General features: G+C 54.3%; 16 protein-coding genes. 6 read left to right on the forward strand and 10 right to left on the reverse strand.

The genetic code is table 11. The features are described from left to right. The 3 genes from FHW66_RS20225 to FHW66_RS20235 all read right to left on the reverse strand — a co-directional run bounded on the left by FHW66_RS20225 (position 1) and on the right by FHW66_RS20235 (position 3,808). Positions 1-1,107, reverse strand: coding sequence for an ABC transporter permease (locus FHW66_RS20225; RefSeq protein ID WP_370543507.1), 1,107 nt, complete (start codon positions 1,105-1,107; stop codon positions 1-3). Then, positions 1,104-2,642: a sugar ABC transporter ATP-binding protein gene (locus FHW66_RS20230; protein ID WP_183381632.1), complete on the reverse strand. Its 1,539-nt coding sequence runs from the start codon at positions 2,640-2,642 to the stop codon at positions 1,104-1,106. Before FHW66_RS20230 ends, FHW66_RS20225 begins: the two co-directional genes overlap by 4 nt. A 197-nt stretch (positions 2,643-2,839) precedes the next feature. Next, entirely contained in the window at positions 2,840-3,808 is a 969-nt protein-coding gene (locus tag FHW66_RS20235; protein WP_183381633.1) for an ABC transporter substrate-binding protein, read from the reverse strand. A gap of 373 nt (positions 3,809-4,181) precedes the next feature. Between FHW66_RS20235 and FHW66_RS20240 the strand changes: the two genes are divergently transcribed. The 4 genes from FHW66_RS20240 to FHW66_RS20255 all read left to right on the forward strand — a co-directional run bounded on the left by FHW66_RS20240 (position 4,182) and on the right by FHW66_RS20255 (position 8,686). Further along, positions 4,182-5,183, forward strand: a complete 1,002-nt coding sequence (locus FHW66_RS20240) for a 2-dehydro-3-deoxygalactonokinase (protein ID WP_183381634.1) — start codon at positions 4,182-4,184, stop codon at positions 5,181-5,183. 49 nt (positions 5,184-5,232) lie between these two features. Further along, positions 5,233-5,886 (forward strand): 2-dehydro-3-deoxy-6-phosphogalactonate aldolase, encoded by a 654-nt coding sequence (locus FHW66_RS20245; RefSeq protein ID WP_183381635.1) that lies wholly within the window; start codon positions 5,233-5,235, stop codon positions 5,884-5,886. 103 nt (positions 5,887-5,989) lie between these two features. Beyond that, the gene (gene dgoD / locus FHW66_RS20250) at positions 5,990-7,138 is read left to right on the forward strand and encodes a galactonate dehydratase (RefSeq protein WP_183381636.1); all 1,149 of its coding nucleotides are present in this window, start codon (positions 5,990-5,992) and stop codon (positions 7,136-7,138) included. Between the two features lie 351 nt (positions 7,139-7,489). Further along, complete coding sequence (locus tag FHW66_RS20255) at positions 7,490-8,686, forward strand: MFS transporter (protein ID WP_183381637.1); 1,197 nt, start codon at positions 7,490-7,492, stop codon at positions 8,684-8,686. 14 nt (positions 8,687-8,700) lie between these two features. Here the strand turns inward: FHW66_RS20255 and FHW66_RS20260 are convergent, their stop codons facing one another. The 7 genes from FHW66_RS20260 to FHW66_RS20290 all read right to left on the reverse strand — a co-directional run bounded on the left by FHW66_RS20260 (position 8,701) and on the right by FHW66_RS20290 (position 15,397). Next, positions 8,701-9,165: a hypothetical protein gene (locus tag FHW66_RS20260; RefSeq protein ID WP_183381638.1), complete on the reverse strand. Its 465-nt coding sequence runs from the start codon at positions 9,163-9,165 to the stop codon at positions 8,701-8,703. A gap of 415 nt (positions 9,166-9,580) precedes the next feature. Beyond that, positions 9,581-10,051 carry a hypothetical protein gene (locus FHW66_RS20265; RefSeq protein WP_183381639.1) on the reverse strand — a complete coding sequence of 157 codons (471 nt, stop codon included), beginning with the start codon at positions 10,049-10,051 and terminating at the stop codon, positions 9,581-9,583. A gap of 194 nt (positions 10,052-10,245) precedes the next feature. Next, entirely contained in the window at positions 10,246-10,731 is a 486-nt protein-coding gene (locus FHW66_RS20270; RefSeq protein ID WP_183381640.1) for a hypothetical protein, read from the reverse strand. 184 nt (positions 10,732-10,915) lie between these two features. After that, positions 10,916-12,058: an ABC transporter ATP-binding protein gene (locus FHW66_RS20275; RefSeq protein ID WP_183381641.1), complete on the reverse strand. Its 1,143-nt coding sequence runs from the start codon at positions 12,056-12,058 to the stop codon at positions 10,916-10,918. A gap of 33 nt (positions 12,059-12,091) precedes the next feature. Next, positions 12,092-12,991: a carbohydrate ABC transporter permease gene (locus FHW66_RS20280; protein WP_183381642.1), complete on the reverse strand. Its 900-nt coding sequence runs from the start codon at positions 12,989-12,991 to the stop codon at positions 12,092-12,094. Next, positions 12,981-13,937 carry a carbohydrate ABC transporter permease gene (locus tag FHW66_RS20285; protein WP_183381643.1) on the reverse strand — a complete coding sequence of 319 codons (957 nt, stop codon included), beginning with the start codon at positions 13,935-13,937 and terminating at the stop codon, positions 12,981-12,983. Before FHW66_RS20285 ends, FHW66_RS20280 begins: the two co-directional genes overlap by 11 nt. A gap of 188 nt (positions 13,938-14,125) precedes the next feature. Beyond that, entirely contained in the window at positions 14,126-15,397 is a 1,272-nt protein-coding gene (locus tag FHW66_RS20290) for an ABC transporter substrate-binding protein (protein WP_183381644.1), read from the reverse strand. 288 nt (positions 15,398-15,685) lie between these two features. On the opposite strand from FHW66_RS20290, the gene zwf reads away from it, so the two are divergent. Both zwf and FHW66_RS20300 read left to right on the forward strand, forming a co-directional pair. Beyond that, positions 15,686-17,173, forward strand: coding sequence for a glucose-6-phosphate dehydrogenase (gene zwf, locus FHW66_RS20295; RefSeq protein ID WP_183381645.1), 1,488 nt, complete (start codon positions 15,686-15,688; stop codon positions 17,171-17,173). 152 nt (positions 17,174-17,325) lie between these two features. After that, complete coding sequence (locus FHW66_RS20300) at positions 17,326-19,275, forward strand: glucokinase (protein ID WP_255459087.1); 1,950 nt, start codon at positions 17,326-17,328, stop codon at positions 19,273-19,275. Positions 19,276-19,763: the final 488 nt, after the last annotated feature.

The raw sequence follows: 19,763 nt of genomic DNA on the forward strand, positions 1-19,763 counted from the left end.
TTAGCTCCGCAGTCGTGAGGACAAGGATTGCCACTGCGTCCGAAACTCGGGCGACTGTGACAGACAGACCAGAAATACCACTACCGACTTGACTACCATGTTGACCTCCGGCGGCACACCCAGTGAATAGATGGTGTACGTCAGGGTCTGAATGATGAGTGCGCCGATGACACTGCCGACCAGGCTGAACTTGCCACCGGCCAGCGAAGTTCCGCCCAGCGTCACGGCAAGAATGGCATCGAGCTCAAGCAGCAAGCCAGCATTATTGGCATCTGCACTCTTGATGTTGGAGCAGATCATCAATCCGGCGATGCCAGCGCAGAGACTGCAGAACAGGTAGACAAACAGAATCACCGCTGCTGTTCTGATACCAGCCAGTCGCGCCGCAACAGGATTGCAACCGACAGTCTGAATAAACAGACCCAGTGCCGTCTTGCGCATCAGCAGTGCCAGCAGTACGAACATGACCAGCACGATCGTGAGCGAAAACGGCAACCCGAGCAGATAACCACCGCCCAGATAGAAAAAGGGCTTGTAATACACGGTAATGATCTGACCATCAGTCAACAACTGTGCCAGACCACGTCCGCCGACCATCAGAATCAAGGTGGCGATGATCGGCTGCAAACCCAGCGTCGCCACCAGCAATCCGTTCCAAAGACCACACAATAGCGCCACACCAATCGCTGCCAGCAAGGCCCAACCCATGGGGGTATTGCTGACATACTCTGGCACGCCATTGTGGACCACCATGGTGCCGCCAATGAGCATGGCTGCCACCGTACCGGAAATAGCCACCACCGCGCCAACTGAGATATCGATGCCGCGTGTGGCAATCACCAGGGTCATGCCTAGCGCCGCTAACATCAGTGGCGCCGCGCGATTGACAATATCAATCAGGCTGCCGTACAGATGTCCATCCCTGAGGGTCAGATGAAAGAAGCCCGGAATCAAGAGCAGATCGAGTAACAGCAACACCAGCAATGCTCCTAACGGACGCATCAACGGATGTCGCAACAACCGCAGCAGATGCTGCCACTTTTGCCTCAGCGCTGTCTGGCGCTGCCCCGGTTCCATCGTCAGATTGGTATTCATTGATGCACTCACGCTGCCTCTCCTGCAATGACCTGCAATACCGACTCTTCATCGAGCTGACCACGCAGGTACTGGCCGCCGCCCTGACGATCGCGCAAGACCAACATGCGATCACTGCAACGTAATACTTCAGGTAACTCCGATGAAATGAAAAGAATCGCCATTCCCTTACGACAGAGACCGATCACAAAGTCCATGATTTCCTGCTTGGCCCGCACGTCAATGCCGCGGGTGGGCTCGTCAAGTATCAGCATCGCCGGATCGGTCGCCAGCCAGCGTGCCAGCAATGCCTTTTGCTGATTGCCTCCCGATAATGATCCGATCGGGGTTTCAATATCCGGCGTCTTGATGCCCAGCCATTTCACGTAGTCGTTTGCAATCTTATGCTGCTGCTTGCGCGGAATCACTCGCAACAATCCGTTACGTGCTTGCAAAGCGAGCATGATATTGTCACGCACCGATAACTCCAGAATCGCCCCTTCGGTCTTGCGGTCCTCTGAACAAAAACCGATGCCCGCATGAATGGCGTCACGTGGTGTTGCCAGGCGGCGTTCTACACCGCGAATCTGCAACGTGCCTGTATCAGCCTTGTCGGCACCAAACAGGAGCCGGGCCAGCTCGGTCCGACCGGAACCGAGCAAGCCGCACAGGCCAAACACTTCGCCGCTATGTAGTGCAATATCCTGCGGGGCGAGCGCGCCCTTGCGTCCTAATCCGCGAGCCTCGAGAAAGACTTCTCCAGCATCATTTGCTGCTGACGGCACAACTGGTACGGCGTCAAAAAACGGGGTATCACCAGCGACACCAACCATCTTGTTGACCAACTCCAGCCGGGATAACTCTGCCACCGCGTATTCACCTTCCCTGACGCCGTTGCGCAAGACAGTGATACGGTCAGAAATCTCGTAGGTCTGATCCAGAAAATGGGTCACGAACAAGATTGCCATGCCCTCGTCGCGCAAGTTGCGCAGCACCTGAAACAATAATTGGACCTCAGCATCATCCAGACTGGAGGTCGGCTCATCCAGAATCAGTACCCGCGCCGACACCAGCAATGCACGGGCAATCGCGACCATCTGCTGGACCGCCAGCGGATACACCGACAAAGGCTTCTGCACATCAATATGCAAATCAAGTCGCTGCAGCAGTTGCTCCGACGCGACCTGCATGCGGCGCCAATCCACCGGACCGAAACCACGCCACTTGCGCGGGTAACGTCCAATGAAAATGTTTTCGGCGACAGAAAGATTCGGACATAGATTCACTTCCTGATACACCGTACTGATACCGAGTTCCTGTGCCTGCCGGGTCGAGGCTGGCGCAATACGTTGACCATCCAGCAGAATCTGACCGTTATCGGGGGTGTAGACACCAGTCAATACTTTAATCAGTGTTGATTTACCGGCACCGTTTTGCCCCATCAGCGTATGAACTTCACCGGGATAGAGGCAGACATTGACATCGGTGAGCGCCTTGACGCCGGTGAATGCTTTATAAATATGACTGAGTTCGAGCACCGGTGCGATGCCGTTGACTACGTTGGACATGGCGATTCCAGCAGTAAAAGAGCGGCAAATCACTTCTGGCTTGGTGTTACAACACTGCGCCAATACGCCATGATGGATTTGCCGCGCAAAGCCCTGCGTCTGAGGTCGCGCCAGCAAAAGTGTCTGGCAACGACCTCAAAGGGCCCAAGGGAATACTCCAGAGGAGTTCAGTGAGAGAGAACCTGGAACAGGTTGACTCAATATTTGCGGTTCGGGAATTCCTTGGCGGCGACTTCTGCCGGGAATACACCTTCCTGTGTCGTGATGCGCTTCGGCACTTCCTTGCCAGCCTTGACATCGCGCGCAACAGCCATCAGTTGTGGGCCCAGCAACGGGCTGCATTCCACGGTGACGTTAAGTTTGCCGGCCATCATGGCTTCGAATGCACCTTTGACGCCATCCACCGAAATCACAATGATGTCCTTGCCTGGTTTCAGACCAGCTTCTTCAATCGCCTGGATTGCACCGATTGCCATGTCGTCATTGTGCGCATAGAGCACGTTGATTTTCTTGCCTTCTGCCTTGAGGAAGGCCTCCATGACTTCCTTGCCCTTGGCGCGGGTAAAGTCACCAGTCTGCGAGCGAATGATCTTCAAGTTCGGATTGGTCTTGATCACTTCCTCGAATCCCGCCTTGCGATCAATCGCAGGTGCCGAACCGACGGTACCTTGCAGTTCGACAATATTGATATCGCCTGCTGGCAGCGTCTTGGCACGCTCCAGCAACCAGCGGCCGGCGCGGCGTCCCTCTTCCACGAAGTCCGAACCGATGAACGTCACATACAAGGATTTATCGGCCACATTGACAGCACGGTCAGTCAAAATGACGGGAATTTTGGCGGCCTTGGCTTCCTGCAAAACCGTATCCCAGCCTGATTCCACCACTGGCGAAAACGCAATCACATCAACCTTCTGGGCAATGAAGGATCGAATCGCCTTGACCTGGTTTTCCTGCTTCTGTTGTGCGTCAGCAAATTTCAAAGTAACGCCGGCATTCTTGGCCGCTTCTTTGATGGATACAGTATTGGCGGTACGCCATTCACTCTCTGCGCCAACCTGGGAGAAGCCAATCGTGAGTGGTGTTTCGGCCAGCGCACTGGCGCCAATTCCCCATCCCATTCCCAACCAGATTGCGGTACTCAATACGGCTCTGCGTGTGATCTTCATTGCTAGTCTCCGAGTATTTTTATACATGTCATTGTTGTGTCACTAAGGGGCCGACACAGATTGCAGCGGTACCGCCAATCTTGTACTTGTGTGGCAAAAGGCGATGCCTGGATTGGTCAGATAAAGTCTGCCGGACCATCTTAGGAGAGTGGCTTATGCCGAACAAATGAATTTTTAGCCACTATCGATACCAGTTCAGACATGAGAGATAGCTACGAGAGCAGACCTGATCGGCCTTACAACCTATCATTTTTGATATCAATCTTTACTATTTTTTCATTATTCAGCATCAGTGACGGGTGTTAACATCATTTTCGTTTTTATCAGGCGGAGCAGACCGCAACGCATCCGTCGCCGACCACATTGAGACATCATGACAAGTTCTTCCACCGCAGTACCGACGGCACTACTTGCGCTCGACTGGGGCACTTCTTCCTTGCGCGCCTACCGCTTCGGTCAGGATGGCGCGTTGCTGGACAAGCGCGCGCTGCCGTGGGGTGTCATGCAATTACCGCCGGCACCATCGGGGGTCGTCGACAGCGATCCGGCAGCAGGCTTTCGGCGGGCGCTGGTCGCTGCCTGTGGTGACTGGCTGGAACAGTACCCAGGAGTTGCCGTGATTGCGGCTGGAATGGTCGGCAGTAAGCAAGGCTGGCGCGAAGCTCCCTATCTTGAGGCACCGCTGGATATCGATGCCATCGGCACCACCCTGACCCGTATCGATACTGGACTCGGCATCACGTTGCATATCGTGCCGGGGCTGCTGCAGCGCACTGCACTTCCCAATGTGATGCGTGGTGAAGAAACGCAGGTTGCTGGCATTGTCGATCAATTGCAGAGTGATGATCTGCTGATCGGACTGCCGGGAACGCATTCCAAATGGGTCCATGTGCATCAGCGCAGGATTGCGCATTTTGATACGTTCATGACCGGCGAAATGTATGCCGCGCTGGTCGGTCACACCATTTTAGGCCGCACCATGGAGCTGGATGCTCCAGCCGAAGAACAACGTGATGACAACGCATTCTTGCGTGGTGCCGCAGTCGCACAGAGCGCAGATGGCCGGGCTGGACTGCTGTCGAACATCTTTAGTAGCCGGACGCTAGGGCTCACAGGAGAATTGTCCCCGTATGCGCAGTCAGAGTATTTATCCGGTCTCCTTATTGGTCATGAAATCGCCGCCATGCTGGCGCTGAGATCGCGCATGACAGGCGCATCGCCATCCGCGCAAATTGCGCTGGTAGGCGACGAAAAATTGTGCCGTCGCTATCAGCGCGCATTGACGCTATACGGCATTGCGGACGCCCGATTGGCTGCCTCTGCGACCGAACACGGACTCTGGAAACTTGCCCATCACGCAGGCTTGTTGGGCTGAATCCATTTTCCTTATCGATTTATTGCAACACACTGAAGAAAGTTTCAGCATGCCGAATAACGTATTCCAGCAAGCCCTCCAGGAATGTGGATTGATCGCGATTCTGCGCGGCGTACGCCCTGATGAAGTCGAGCCCATTGGACAGGAGCTCTATGCAGCGGGCTTTCGCGTCATCGAGGTGCCGCTTAACTCACCTGAGCCGCTGCGTAGTATCGCTACGCTGCGACGTAGTCTGCCTGCCGATTGCGTGGTCGGTGCCGGCACCGTGCTGAGTCCAGAACAAGTCCAGGACGTCAAGGCCGCAGGTGGAGAAGTGATTGTGATGCCGCACAGCGACCCCGCCGTTATTCGCGCTGCCAAGCAGGCCGGCTTGTTCAGCGCACCCGGTGTTGCTACTCCCACCGAAGCATTTGCTGCCCTGGCCGCAGGTGCCGACGTACTGAAAATGTTTCCGGCGGAGCAGCTCGGGCTGCCAGTTGTAAAAGCCTGGCGCGCTGTCATTCCAAACTCGATTGCCCTGCTACCAGTAGGCGGCATTGCTCCAGCCAGCATCGCACCATTTATCCGGGCCGGCGCCTCGGGTTTCGGTCTCGGCTCGGCACTTTATACACCTGGATTGGACGCTACTACTGTCGGTAAAAATGCGCGTGCCTTTGTGGCTGCCTGGAAAGACCGCCACAACAACAGTACGACTAATCAATGACTCATCCTATCGGCATGAACCAAGCCGATGCAGGTATGCACTCCCTGAGAAACAGGGGCTTTAAAACACGGTAACGACACCGAACAGAAACGGAACCAACTCCATGAAAATTACCAAGCTGACCACCTTCATCGTGCCACCGCGCTGGTGCTTTCTCAAAATTGAAACCGATGAAGGTATTACCGGCTGGGGCGAGCCCATCGTGGAAGGTCGCGCCCATAGCGTCGCAGCAGCGGTAGAAGAACTTGCTGACTATCTGATCGGCAAGGATCCCCGCAACATCGAAGATCACTGGACAGTACTTTATCGGGGAGGCTTCTATCGCGGTGGCGCCATCCACATGAGCGCACTGGCGGGGATCGATCAGGCTTTGTGGGATATCAAAGGCAAGGCACTGGGCGTCCCAGTCAATCAATTGCTGGGTGGTCCGGTACGTGACAGTATTCGCGTCTACTCGTGGATTGGTGGCGATCGCCCTGCCGATACGGCACGTGCTGCCAAGGATGCTGTCGGCCGCGGCTTCACTGCCGTCAAGATGAATGGCACGGAAGAGCTCCAATTCGTCGATAGCCATGACAAGATTGATCTGACCATTGCCAACGTTGCTGCGGTACGTGAGGCCGTCGGCCCGAACGTGGGCATTGGTGTGGATTTCCATGGCCGGGTTCACAAGCCGATGGCCAAGGTGCTGATCAAGGAACTGGAACCGTACAAGCTGATGTTCATTGAAGAGCCGGTGCTGAGCGAGAATTACGAAGCCCTGAAGGAAATCGCCCATCTGACGGCGACGCCGATTGCGCTGGGAGAGCGACTGTATTCACGCTGGGACTTCAAGCGCATTCTCAGCGAAGGCTATGTCGATATCATTCAGCCCGATGTCTCCCACGCCGGTGGCATTACCGAGACCCGCAAGATTGCCAGCATGGCCGAGGCCTATGACGTTGCGGTTGCACTGCATTGCCCGCTTGGACCGATAGCGCTGGCAGCCTGCCTGCAGGTCGATGCGGTGTCCTACAATGCTTTCATCCAGGAACAAAGTCTGGGTATCCATTACAACCAAAGCAATGACCTGCTGGATTACGTGACACAGGCGGATGTGTTTGGTTATAAAGATGGCTTTGTCAACATTCCGCAAGGACCAGGACTCGGCATTGAGATCAACGAAGACTATGTGAAGCAGCGTGCTGAAGTGGGACATCGCTGGCGTAATCCGATTTGGCGGCATAAAGACGGCAGTTTCGCCGAATGGTAAAACTTGGGGTTGGGCCTACTGCGAGAGCGGTGAACGATGCCGCACAGTGCTCGGAATCCTCATGTACTTAAGTACATTCCGGTTCCTGCGCGCCGGGCGACACCGCTCACCACTCTCTCGCTACGGCCCAACCCCAAGTTTGCTCTTGGCATGCTGAGCGGATTATTCAACGGCGTTTAATGTTTAATGTTTAATGTTTATTTTTCAACATCCTCACTCCTCTTCAAGCCTCTGCTGTCAGCTCTATTTTTTCCCTCCTGATTTATCCGCCTAGCCTGTGCGCTGCATGACTTTGCGGCTGCACGTAAAATAGCGATTTCCCTCGCTTCGTTTTCCTCTGGATCTCTCCGCATGAACTGGCCCCTGTTTGCACTTGCTGTCGCTGCCTTTGGCATCGGCACCACTGAATTCGTTATCATGGGCCTGTTGCCCGATGTTGCCCGTGATCTGGGCGTATCGGCCCCTGCTGCGGGCATGCTGGTCTCCGGTTATGCCATCGGTGTTGCCGCGGGTGCGCCTGTGCTGGCAATCCTGACCGCAACATGGCCTCGCAAGCGTGCCTTGGTTAGCTTGATGTGCCTGTTCATTCTGGGCAATGTCTTGTGCGCCATCGCACCGTCCTACGAACTGCTGATGGCAGCGCGGGTTGTGACGGCGTTTTGTCATGCGGCATTTTTTGGTATCGGTGCCGTGGTCGCGGCCGAACTGGTGCCACACGATAAAAGAGCACAGGCAGTTGCCCTGATGTTTACCGGCCTGACCGTGGCCAATATCCTTGGCGTGCCCGCCGGTACCGCACTGGGCCATGTCACAGGCTGGCGCTCGACGTTTGCAGTGATCACCTTGATCGGCTTGCTGGCGATGGTTCTTCTGTGGCGCTGCCTGCCGACCAAAATCGCCATGCAAGGTGGCAGCATCCTCAAGGAATTCCGCGCCATCATTCATCCGCAAGTCCAGCTGGCATTGCTGACCAGTACCCTTGCATCGGTCAGCATGTTTAGCGTGTTGACCTATATCGCCTACATTTTGCTGGATGTCACTGGTTTTACGGCACATCAGGAAAGCTGGGTCTTGCTGCTGTTTGGTGCGGGTATCACGGTCGGTGGATTGGTTGGCGGTCGCCTGGCAGACTGGCGTCTGATGCCAGTGCTGCTTTCCATGTTTGTCTGCATTGCATTGATTCTGCTGCAGTTTTCCTGGAGTAGTCACCACATGATCCCGACGCTCATTACGATGTTCGTCTGGGGTGCGTTCTCGTTTGCCGTTGTACCAGCTGCGCAGGTGCGCGTTCTCGACAAAGCAAGAAAGGCTCCCAATCTGGCGTCAACGCTCAATCAGGGCGCCTTCAATGTCGGTAACGCCAGCGGTGCCTGGCTGGGTGGTCTGGTCATTGCTGCAGGATTGCCGCTGACCGATTTGCCACTACTCGGTGCTGGCGTATCAGTACTGGGATTACTGGTGGTATTACTATCGGCATTGCTGGATCGGCGCGCTGTAAGTAAACCGGCGATCATTGCAGGTTTGCAGGAATCGAATAGCCAGCCCTAACGACGGACGCTGGATCAATTCGGGCCAAGTGTCGTCAGCTTCATTGTGTTTTCTGACGTCGACAAAGGTGACTGCTGGGTTTGATATTGACCCGAACTTAACCGCACACGCGGCAGGGTTACCTTCCCGATATAACGACTGCTGACAGGCTCCGGAGGGAGCGTCGGATCAAACCTTACAACTTTTTTCTGGTTTATGTCAGATTTGGACTCGGGCTGCGTCGCGGGTCTCAATTTCGCACGCGGAATCAATGGCTTTCGAGCGGTAGTAGATGGTCCAAAATACGGCCATGTCGAATCTTGCGGGCTTGATCTTTTCTCAAAGCTGCTGCCCGCATGCCTGACTTCATCTCCTGGCCGACCGGAATCTGGTGTGATAACGCTCTGCGTTTGCGGTTTAATAAAGGACGCAACTTTCGCCATCACATACTGCTGATTTCCCGCCTCGGTACGCGTTGATTCACCGAGTTGTGATTTCATTTCCGTCAGCGCCTTTCGTGCCTCGGCGTCCAGTCGGCGAAAGTCAGCAGATACATTTCGTGATTGTTGCTGAATTACTTTTTGTTGTGAGCTTACGTTTTTTAATGACGGACCCAACAGCGTTATGAGAGCGAGACTGGCAGTCCATCTTGTCCGTCGGTGGCATACGGGATGTTCCAGAAACCAGGTTAACCAATCGTGAAAACAGGGAAGGCCCGGATTGGACACCACACCCGAAATGACGAGGCAACGAAGACAAAAGCATCTTAAACGAAAAGGAATTAGTAATAGAAGACAATGAAATACTCACTAAATCAAAATGGATGAAACTGACCAATGGGAGCTTTATCGGCTGATACGTCAACATGCGCCGACAGAACATAAGCTGGGAGGTGGGAATTTATTTACAGCGCAGTTACAGCTCAGTGACGGGACGAGGAGAATTGTTCTGATAGCAAGTTTCCGGCTTTTGATCCGATGGCAGGAACGCTTCCTTAACTTGGGTAAACACAAGATGGCGCGCCGGGATCATCACCAGATAGTCTAGCGAGTCAGGCTCCTCATTGTCGTCAAGCTTCTCAAAGACTAGCTCCGGCGGTCTATCGGCGCGCACATGCTGTATCAGCGACTCACTTTTTCTCACTGGCAAAGACATAACTCTCTTTACAACCATACCACCATCGACTTTGTTCATATTGGAACAACGGGGGGCCGAGGTCGCTTGGGTTGGCGGTGCTTTTTGCGACGTCTTTACGCAGCTAATATTCTGAATAAAGTGTCGAATACTCTCAGAGATATAGCGCTTGATTCGTGAAAAGCCTTCTGAAAGTGAAGCCAGGGTGCGTGTCGTTAGGGAGACTTTAGGGGCAGCAATATTGAGTGGCATAGCGATTCTTCGTATGGTGATGGTGGCAGTCAGTGCAATGTAGCCTTGTCCGTCCGAGGCGCGTTAGCAAATACCACGCAGCAGGCTCGACAACATGACAATTTCATCTCGGTACGAAGAAAAATCAAAAAAAACTTAAGACAGTAAATGGTGATTCATGAACATCACCAGATTCGGCAATGTTCATGCGGAACTCAGATAGTACCGAGCTCCAGTTCAATGATGTGGAAACCGGAGCAATCGGAGCAATTTGACATGTTGATGCACTTTTTCTGCACAGCATTCCCTTCATCTAAAGAGGACAACTCAGCCACCTCTTCCGGGATAGTACTCAAACGTTGATGGAGACAGTCATGTCCACGCGGGTCATCGCTGACATTGCTCATCATGTAATTGCTGTATTTCCCCCATTCATAATCCGTTTGCATAGCAGCGTCCACCTGCCGATCCGACTTCTGATCAGGTAGCGCTTGAGTAGATACCGATGCGATCTTGGCACCGATCCAGGTATACCTTCCTGCTACCGGAGGGCACTCACTAAATGTCGCATTGCTACAAGTCGTTACGTTCACGACACTACGTCCAATGTTCATCATTTTCTTGGCCACATAATTGCTCGCCTTGCTACAGGCGTTTGTAATCCGATGAAAAATTTCAGTAGGATTTAATAAAAAGATCATATTAGCCTCGACATATCACGATTTAGGAGGCGCGAGTTTAGATTCCGATCAGCCCGTACCGATAGCAAATTACAAACATTGTCGTTTGTGGCGATATATAAAAAAACGCCCCGCAACATGATGTTGCGGGGCGTTTTGATCTGTCCTGAGATCCTGTCTGCAATCGACAAGATGTCAGTGAGAATCAGGCAATACGTTCTTCGGAAACCGGGTCAAACAACAACGCCTTGGTCAGGTCGAAGGCCAGCTTGAGCGGCTGGTTCGGTGTCGCACCAGCACGTGGATGAGTCCGGCAGGTCACCGGTGCATCATTGAAGCGTGCCACCACCAGTGTATCGGGGCCAGTTGGCTCGGTCAGTTCCACCGTGCAGTTGATCTCTGTCGGTCGATAGTTGCCATGTGCGGAATCAGCATCACCATTACGGGCACTAAGTGCATCGGTGATATGTTCAGGACGGATTCCCAGTACCACGTCACGATTTACCCATTGACCAACCGTTTCAGCATTGCCGTTCAGTGGTAGTCTCAGCAGACTCTTCTGGCCTGCATGGTTGAGTTCGAACGCAGGACCGTTGCCATCCGTCGTGAGACGACCGCGCAGGAAATTCATCGATGGTGAACCGATGAAACCAGCCACGAACAGATTACTTGGCTGGTCATAGATTTCTTGCGGACTACCGAACTGCTGCACCACGCCATCTTTCATCACAGCGATCCGGTCACCCAATGTCATCGCCTCGATCTGATCATGCGTAACATAGACAATGGTACTGCCCAGACGTTGATGCATACGCTTGATTTCGGCGCGCATTTCCACCCGCAGCTTGGCATCTAGATTCGACAGTGGTTCGTCGAACAGGAACAGCGACGGATCGCGCGCAATCGCACGTCCCATCGCCACACGCTGACGCTGGCCGCCGGACAGCAAGGCTGGCTTGCGGTCCAGTAAATGAGTGATTTGCAGGATATTGGCAACCCGTTCGACGATTTCCTTTTGCTCGGCCTTAGGGATCTTGCGAATGCCCAGACCAAAGGAAATGTTCTCGCGCACTGTCATGGTGGGATACAGCGCGTAGGATTGGAACACCATGGCAATGTCACGCTCTTTGGGGGCGACATTGTTGACCACGCGGTCACCGATCAGAATTTCACCTTCTGATACGGTTTCCAGGCCGGCGATCATGTTGAGCAAAGTCGATTTGCCGCAGCCGGAACCACCTACCAGAATCAGGAACTGACCATCTTCAATTTCCAGGTCAATACCTTTGAGCACTTCATTGCCGTTCGGATAAACCTTGCGTACGTTGCGAATTGATAAGCTTGCCATGCGATTACATCTCCAGATAGATTCTTAGATTCTTTAACCCTTGACGGCGCCGGCAGTCAGGCCACGTACAAAGTATTTCCCTGCCAGTACATAGACCAGCAGTGTCGGCAAGGCGGCAATGATTGCTGCTGCCATGTTGACGTTGTATTCAGTCACACCGGTTGAGGTATTGACCAGGTTGTTCAGTGCGACTGTCACCGGCTTGGCATCTGATCCGCCAAACACGACGCCGAACAGGAAGTCATTCCAGATCTGTGTGAACTGCCAGATGAAGCACACCATGAAGATCGGCAGCGACAGCGGGAAGATGATCTTGCGATAGGTCAGGAAAAAACCTGCACCGTCGATGCGCGCAGCTTTGACCAGTTCATCCGGAACCGTCACGTAGTAGTTGCGGAAGAACAGCGTGGTGAAGGCAATGCCATAGACGATGTGAACAAATATCAGACCGGTGGTGGTATTGGCCAGATCAAACAGGCCCAGCAAGCGTGCCATTGGCAAAATCACGACCTGGAACGGGATGAAGCAACCAACCATCAGACCGGCAAACAGTACTTCCGAACCACGGAAACGCCAGTGCGCCAGTACATAGCCATTGAGCGAACCGATGAGGGTGGAAATCAGTACTGCCGGAATGGTCATCTTCAACGAATTCCAGAAATATGGTGCCAGCCCGCCGCAATCAACACCGGTGCAGGCGGTGTCCCAGGCTTTGCCCCAGGCGGCTGTCGTCGGGGAATGCGGCAATGCCAGCAGGTTGCTGGTACGAATTTCATCAAGTGACTTGAGTGAAGTCGTGATCATCACGTACAGCGGTGCCAGGTAATACAAGGCGACCAGAACCAGCAGCACATAAATCAGCACACGGCCCAGGGTCAGCGGCTGACGTTCCTGATTGGCGCCGGGTTTCGGCGCAAAGGTATCAACGGCCATTGCGGGTTCCTTTCGTTTCCAGATACATCAACGGTACCAGCACAGCCAGCACGGTTGCCAACATCATCACGGCAGAAGCGGCACCGAGCCCCAGCTGTCCACGTGTGAAGGAGAATTGATACATGAAGATCGCAGGCAGGTCCGACGAAGTACCGGGACCACCCGCTGTCAGTGCCATGACCAGGTCGAAGCTCTTGATCGCGATGTGTCCGAGCACCAGTAATACGCTGAAGAACACTGGGCGCAGTGCCGGGATCACGATACGGCGATAAATGGTTGGCAAACTGGCGCCATCGACCATCGCCGCCTTGATGATGGCATCGTCGATGCCGCGCAGGCCAGCCAGGAATAATGCCATCACGAAACCGGATGACTGCCAGACACCAGCAATGACCACGGTGTAAATCGCCATGTCGGAATTGACCAGCCAGTCAAACGTGAAATGCGTGAAACCGAAGTCGTGCATCATCTTTTCCAGCCCGAGGCCAGGATTGAGAATCCACTTCCAGGCCGCACCAGTGACAATGAACGACAACGCCATTGGGTAGAGATAAACGGCGCGTAAGGCTCCTTCTGCACGAATCTTCTGGTCCAGCAAAATCGCCATGAACAGGCCTATAGCCAGACACAGAACAATGAACAGACCACCAAAAATGCCGAGATTGGCAGCAGCGGTCCACCAGCGATCAAGCCCGAACAGGGCGACATATTGGTGGAAACCGGCGAATTCATAATTGGGCATCAGGCGCGAATTGGTCAGCGACAGATACACCGTGAGGCCGATGAAGCCGTACACAAAGACCAGCGATAACACTACGGTTGGCGATAACACCAGGCGTGGCAGCCAGGTATCGGCCAGTGCTGCGAATTTCCCGCCGTGCCGACGTACCGTCCGCGTAGAACCGTCGGCGCGTGCCGAGGGCAGGGAAAGTGATGAATTGGACATGCATGTCTCCTGAACCAGGGCTTGTTATCAACAGCAGACTGCCTGTCGATAAGACGGCACCGCTTCACGGTGCCGTCCCCTTCAAAAATTCGGCCATCAGCTATGACAGACTGTGGCACGAACCATCGTTTTACATTGTTACACCAAATGGAAGCCCTTCAGCTTCCATTGACTACCATTAACCAGCATTACTGCGTCTTGGCTGCCTTGGCCAACGCTTGTACCGCTGCCTGCGAGGTCATGTTGGAATTCATGAACTTGGAGATCACGTCAAACATGGCGCCCTGTGCTGCCGAGCTCACTGCCATACCGTGGGCCATGCTTGGCTCCAGCGTATTAGCCTTGCTCGATGCAGTGAAGTCATCCATCGACTTGATCGCGCAGCTGTCGAACTTGGTACGTGGAACATCTGGACGCACTGGAATCGATCCCTTGTTCAGGTTGAACACTTCCTGGAACTCTGGGCTCATGATCGCTGTTGCCAATGTCAGCTGCGCTTTTTGTGCGTCAGCATTCTTGACCTTGAACATGGCAATCGAGTCGATGTTAAAAGTGTAGGACTTTTCAGTACCAGGTGCAGCGACACACAGGTAATCCTTGCCTGGTTGCTTGCCAGCAGCAGTAAATTCGCCCTTGGCCCAGTCACCCATGAACTGCATACCAGCCTTGCCATTGATCACCATGGCAGTCGCCAGATTCCAGTCACGACCAGCGGCATCCTTGTCGATGTAGGTCTTGATCTTGCCCAGCGTGTCAAATGTCTTGACCATGTTAGGACCAGTCAGCGCAGCTTGGTCCAGCTTGACCAGTGCCTTGTTGTAGAAATCAGCACCACCGACGCCCAGCGCAACTGTTTCAAACACGGTGGCGTCTTGCCATGGCTGACCACCATGCGCAATCGCGACAAAACCGGCCTTTTGAATCTTGTCAGCAGCTTCGAAGAACTCGGTCCAGTTAGTTGGCACCTTGGCACCGGCTTTCTTCAACACTTCAGGATTGATCCAGACCCAGTTCACACGGTGTACGTTGACTGGTGCGGCAACATAGTGGCCTTGATACTTCATCACGCTGGAAACCGACTTTGGCAACAGCGAATCCCACTTGCCTGCTGTTGCAGCAGCATCGATATTGGCCAGCACGCCTTCCTGACCCCATTCCTGAATGGCAGGCCCCTTGATCTGTGCAGCTGTCGGAGGGCTACCGGCAATCACACGTGCCTTCAGCGCTGTCGTTGCGTTTTCACCGGCACCACCGGCAACCGCAAAATCCTTCCAGGTCACGCCCTTGGCTTCCATGATCTTCTTCAATTCAGCAACTGACTTGGCTTCGCCGCCCGATGTCCAGTAGTGCAACACTTCGACTTCAGCAGCCTGCGCGACGACAGCGACGGTCGAGGCAGCAATCAGGGTGGAGGCGACCAGTGTGGTTTTCAGGGCTTGCGAAATTGGGTGCTTCTTCATTGTTTATCTCCTGTGTTTTTAACATTGCGTGCAGGTTTTACTGCCGCAAGATCTGTGTTCCCCTGGAATAGAGAACTGACGCTCAAGAACCTGTTGGTGCCTTGTCAGCACGCCACCGTTGCAGCCTTGCAAGCCAGAACAGTGATGTGCAAAACAACACTCTTTGAAAGCGATCTGTTTTAGTAAAACTACAAAATATTAAATCAAACTCCCGTCGCTCGCTTGTAATTGTAGTAATGCTACAGTAACATTGCAATATAAGTTTTGTTTAATTACATAGAAATTTCAATGCAAGCATCAACTTCCTTCAATTTTGTGCTTTTCGGCGCCACCGGCGATCTCGCCATGCGCAAGATATTGCCTGCGCTGTTCTCCGCACATGTTGACGGCAAGTTGCATGCATCTGGCCGTATCATCTGCGTCTCAAATCTTTCCTTGACGACTGCGGCATATCTGAGCTGGATCGACACCGATGTGCGACCACATATCGACCAGCAGGGTGCTGAATCTGCCAGCCAGACCAACAGCCAATACAGCCCTGCCCAGTGGGACAGTTTTTTGGCACGCGTCTGCTATGTCGAACTCGATGCCACCCGCGGTGCTGACTATCCATTGCTAGGCCAGCAACTTTCTGCCGACAGCGTGACAGTGTTTTATCTGGCAACCTCGGCGCGTCTATTTGAGCCAATCTCTAACAACCTGGCTGCCAGCGGGATTGCGCTCGACAACGCCCGTGTCGTGCTGGAAAAGCCGCTCGGCTATGACTTGCGGACATCTGAAGCGATTAATGATGCGGTGGCGGAAGTCTTTGCCGAAGACCAGATTTACCGAATTGATCATTACCTGGGCAAAGAGTCGGTACAGAACCTGCTGGCACTACGCTTTGCCAACAGCCTGTTTGAACCACTATGGCGGCGTGATTCGATCGAACACGTGCAGCTGACCATCGGCGAACAACTGGGTGTTGAGGGTCGTGGCGAATTCTATGACAGCACCGGTGCACTGCGCGACATGGTGCAAAATCACTTGCTGCAACTGCTGTGCATGGTCGCCATGGAACCACCGACCTCACTCGATGCCAACGCCATCCGCGATGAAAAAGTCCGGGTCCTGCGCGCGCTCAAGCCATTCAGCCGGGAAGACCTGGAAACCCGCGTCGTGCGCGGCCAGTACGCCGCCGGCGCAGTGCGTGGTCAGCCAGTGCCGGGCTATCATCAGGAAGCCGGTATCCCGCCGCAGTCAACGACCGAGAGTTTTGTCGCTCTACATACCGAGATCAATAACTGGCGCTGGGCGGGTGTGCCGTTCTTCCTGCGCACCGGCAAGCGGCTGGCCGAACGGACGGCAGAAATCATCATCACCTTCCGCCCGATTCCACATGCCATCCTGCCCATGCCGACTGGCGCGGGCGCCAGCAATCGCCTGGTCATCCGACTGCAACCGGAAGAATCGATTCAACTACATTGCTTTGCCAAGCAGCCCGGTGACAGCATGACGATTCAACCGGTAGCACTGGATCTGGCATTTGATCAGGCCTTCAAAGAAAAACGCGCAGACGCCTATGAGCGGCTGCTACTGGATGTCATTCGCGGCAATCTGTCGCTGTTCGTACGACGTGACGAGCAGGAGGCGGCGTGGCGATGGGTTGAACCTTTGTTACATCATTGGCAAAACACACCCGCGCTGCCCAAGTCCTATCAGGCTGGAAGTTGGGGGCCCAGCGCTTCATCGGCGATGCTATCGCGCGCCGGTGCGCATTGGCCGGAAGACCGGTGAACAAAATTGCAGCGAGCACACTCGATCGCACCAGCTGCAATGATTGAAGGGGAATTTGCGCAAACACGCTACACTAGCCGACGATTTAAAAAAGGCGCAGTGCCCCTGTTTCACCGATACGCATAACCGTTTTTTTTCGGAAAGTATTCTACATGTCTGCATCGTTACAACCCGGCAGTCACCATCCTTCGAATGCCTTCATGGATGGCCCGCGCTTGCTGGCCGACATCGGCGGTACCAATGCCCGTTTTGCGCTGGAACGCGCACCTGGACAGATCGATACGATACAGACGCTGCGCTGCGCCGATTATGCGGAGTTCAGCCTGGCTGTGAAGGCATATCTGGAGGGCAATCAAAGCCCCGCGGTCAAGCACGCAGCGATCGCGATTGCCAATCCTGTGCATGGTGATCAAATCAAGATGACGAACCATCACTGGGCATTCTCGATCGAACAGACGCGCCGTCTGCTCGGTTTCGATACCTTGCTGGTCGTCAATGACTTCACTGCACTATCGATGGCACTGCCACATCTGGAACAGACGCACTGTGTCCAGATCGGTGGTGGAGCAGCACTGGAAGGCAGCGTTATTGGTCTGGTCGGTGCGGGCACTGGCCTCGGCGTCGGTGGCCTGATCCCGAGTGAGGGACGCTGGATTGCGTTGGGTAGTGAAGGCGGCCATGCCTCGTTCTCGCCCAATAACGAGCGCGAAGCTGCCATTTTGCACTACTGCTGGCGCACCTTTACCCACGTCTCTGCCGAACGCCTGATTTCCGGCCCCGGGCTGGAAACTATTTATAACGCACTCTGCGATATTGACCAGGTCGTCAATCCTGCCCCACTCTCAGCGGCGCAGATTGTCGAGCGCGCCCTGCGAAGCAACGATGCGCTGTGCGTGGAAGTGATTGACTGCTTCTGCGGCATGCTTGGCACCTTGGCGTCTAACGTGGCTGTAACGCTGGGTACCCTGGGAGGAATCTATATTGGCGGGGGCGTAGTTCCGCATCTGGGCGAGTATTTTGCACGGTCGGCGTTTCGTGCCCGCTTTGAAAGCAAGGGCCGCTTCAGCTCCTACATGGAAAAGATCCCGACCTTCGTCATCACCGCGCCCTATCCGGCCTTTGTCGGTGTTGCAGCGATCCTGGCGGAACGTCTTGGCGGCGGCAACGCAGTACCATTCCTGGAGCGCATCCGCAAAGCACGCTCCCAGTTTTCGCCGGCTGAAGAACGCGTCGCCAGCCTGATTCTGGCTCACCCGCGTGCCGTGATGAGCGAGCCGATCTCCGAGATTGCGCGTCGCGCCAATGTCAGCCAACCAACAGTCATCCGTTTTTGCCGCACCATGGGCTGCCAGGGACTAGCTGACTTCAAGCTCAAACTGGCCTCAGGTGTGACGGGTACGGTACCGGTATCGCACAGCCAGGTACATGTCGGCGACTCCTCACTGGATGTCGGCGTCAAGGTGGTGGACAACACGATTGCGGCCATGATGGAAGTCCGCGATAGCCTCAATTCGGACACGCTGGCCAAAGTCATTGAAGTCTTGAGTCACGCCACGCGGATTGAGTTTTACGGCTTTGGCAGTTGCGGTCTGGTGGCCGAAGATGCGCAACAAAAATTCTTCCGTCTGGGTATTCCCTCGACTGCCTATACCGATCCGCAGTTACAGGAAGTGTCAGCTTCCCTGCTCAAAAATACGGATGTGGCGGTGATTATTTCCAACTCCGGTCGCCTGCGTCATCTGGCCACTACCGTGGAAGTTGCCGTCAACTCTGGCGCGACCATCATCGCACTGGCGCCCAGCAATTCGCAGTTGGCTAAACGTGCTGACTATACGCTAGCGGTGGAGCACGATGAAGGGAGCACGATGCATATCCCGATGGTCTCGCGCATTCTGATGTTGCTATTGGTCGATGTACTGGCAGTAGGCGTCTCCCTGAACCGCTCCAGTCCATTTGCCGAACTGCAACGTCAAGCCAAACGGGGCATCCTGGCACATATCGCTTCAGCACGCGATGCGCTCGGAGATAAGGTCTCGGCAGCGAGCGAAGCAACTGATGGTGAAGATGGTGGAAAGCCGAACCTGATCTCACATACAAAATAGCATCCATACTTTCTCGATGGCGCAAGACATCACCGGCAAGCCCAACAGGCTTGCCGTTTTTTATTTGCTACTCCATCAACTTGATAACCCTTTTCCACGGAACAATACACTTGCTACCGATACACAATCGGTGACCTGACGACGGACTAGGTATCTATAGTTAATGAGGAAGGTGAAATAAAAAAGCCCGCTCAATTCGAACGGGCTAAGAGGGGGAGTTCCTCAGGATGTCACTACACCTACGACTACTCTACAATTCGCTGCGCCTCACCATCACAGTGCTGCGCATCCATCAGGTTCCGCTTGCGCAGGCCTCAAGTTCCTGGGCAAGCGCGGCTGGCATCGGAAGATACCAGCCGGGTATGACATTAGAACGAGTGGCTCACGCCGAAATACAGGGCATTCATGTTTTGACCAGCAATATTGCCCTGGCCAGTCTCGATCGTGAAGCTGTTCTTCGAGCTGTTCTTCAGTGTACCAACGCTCAC

The organism is Herbaspirillum sp. Sphag64 (genome assembly GCF_014192645.1).
Classification (GTDB): Bacteria; Pseudomonadota; Gammaproteobacteria; order Burkholderiales; family Burkholderiaceae_D; genus Herbaspirillum.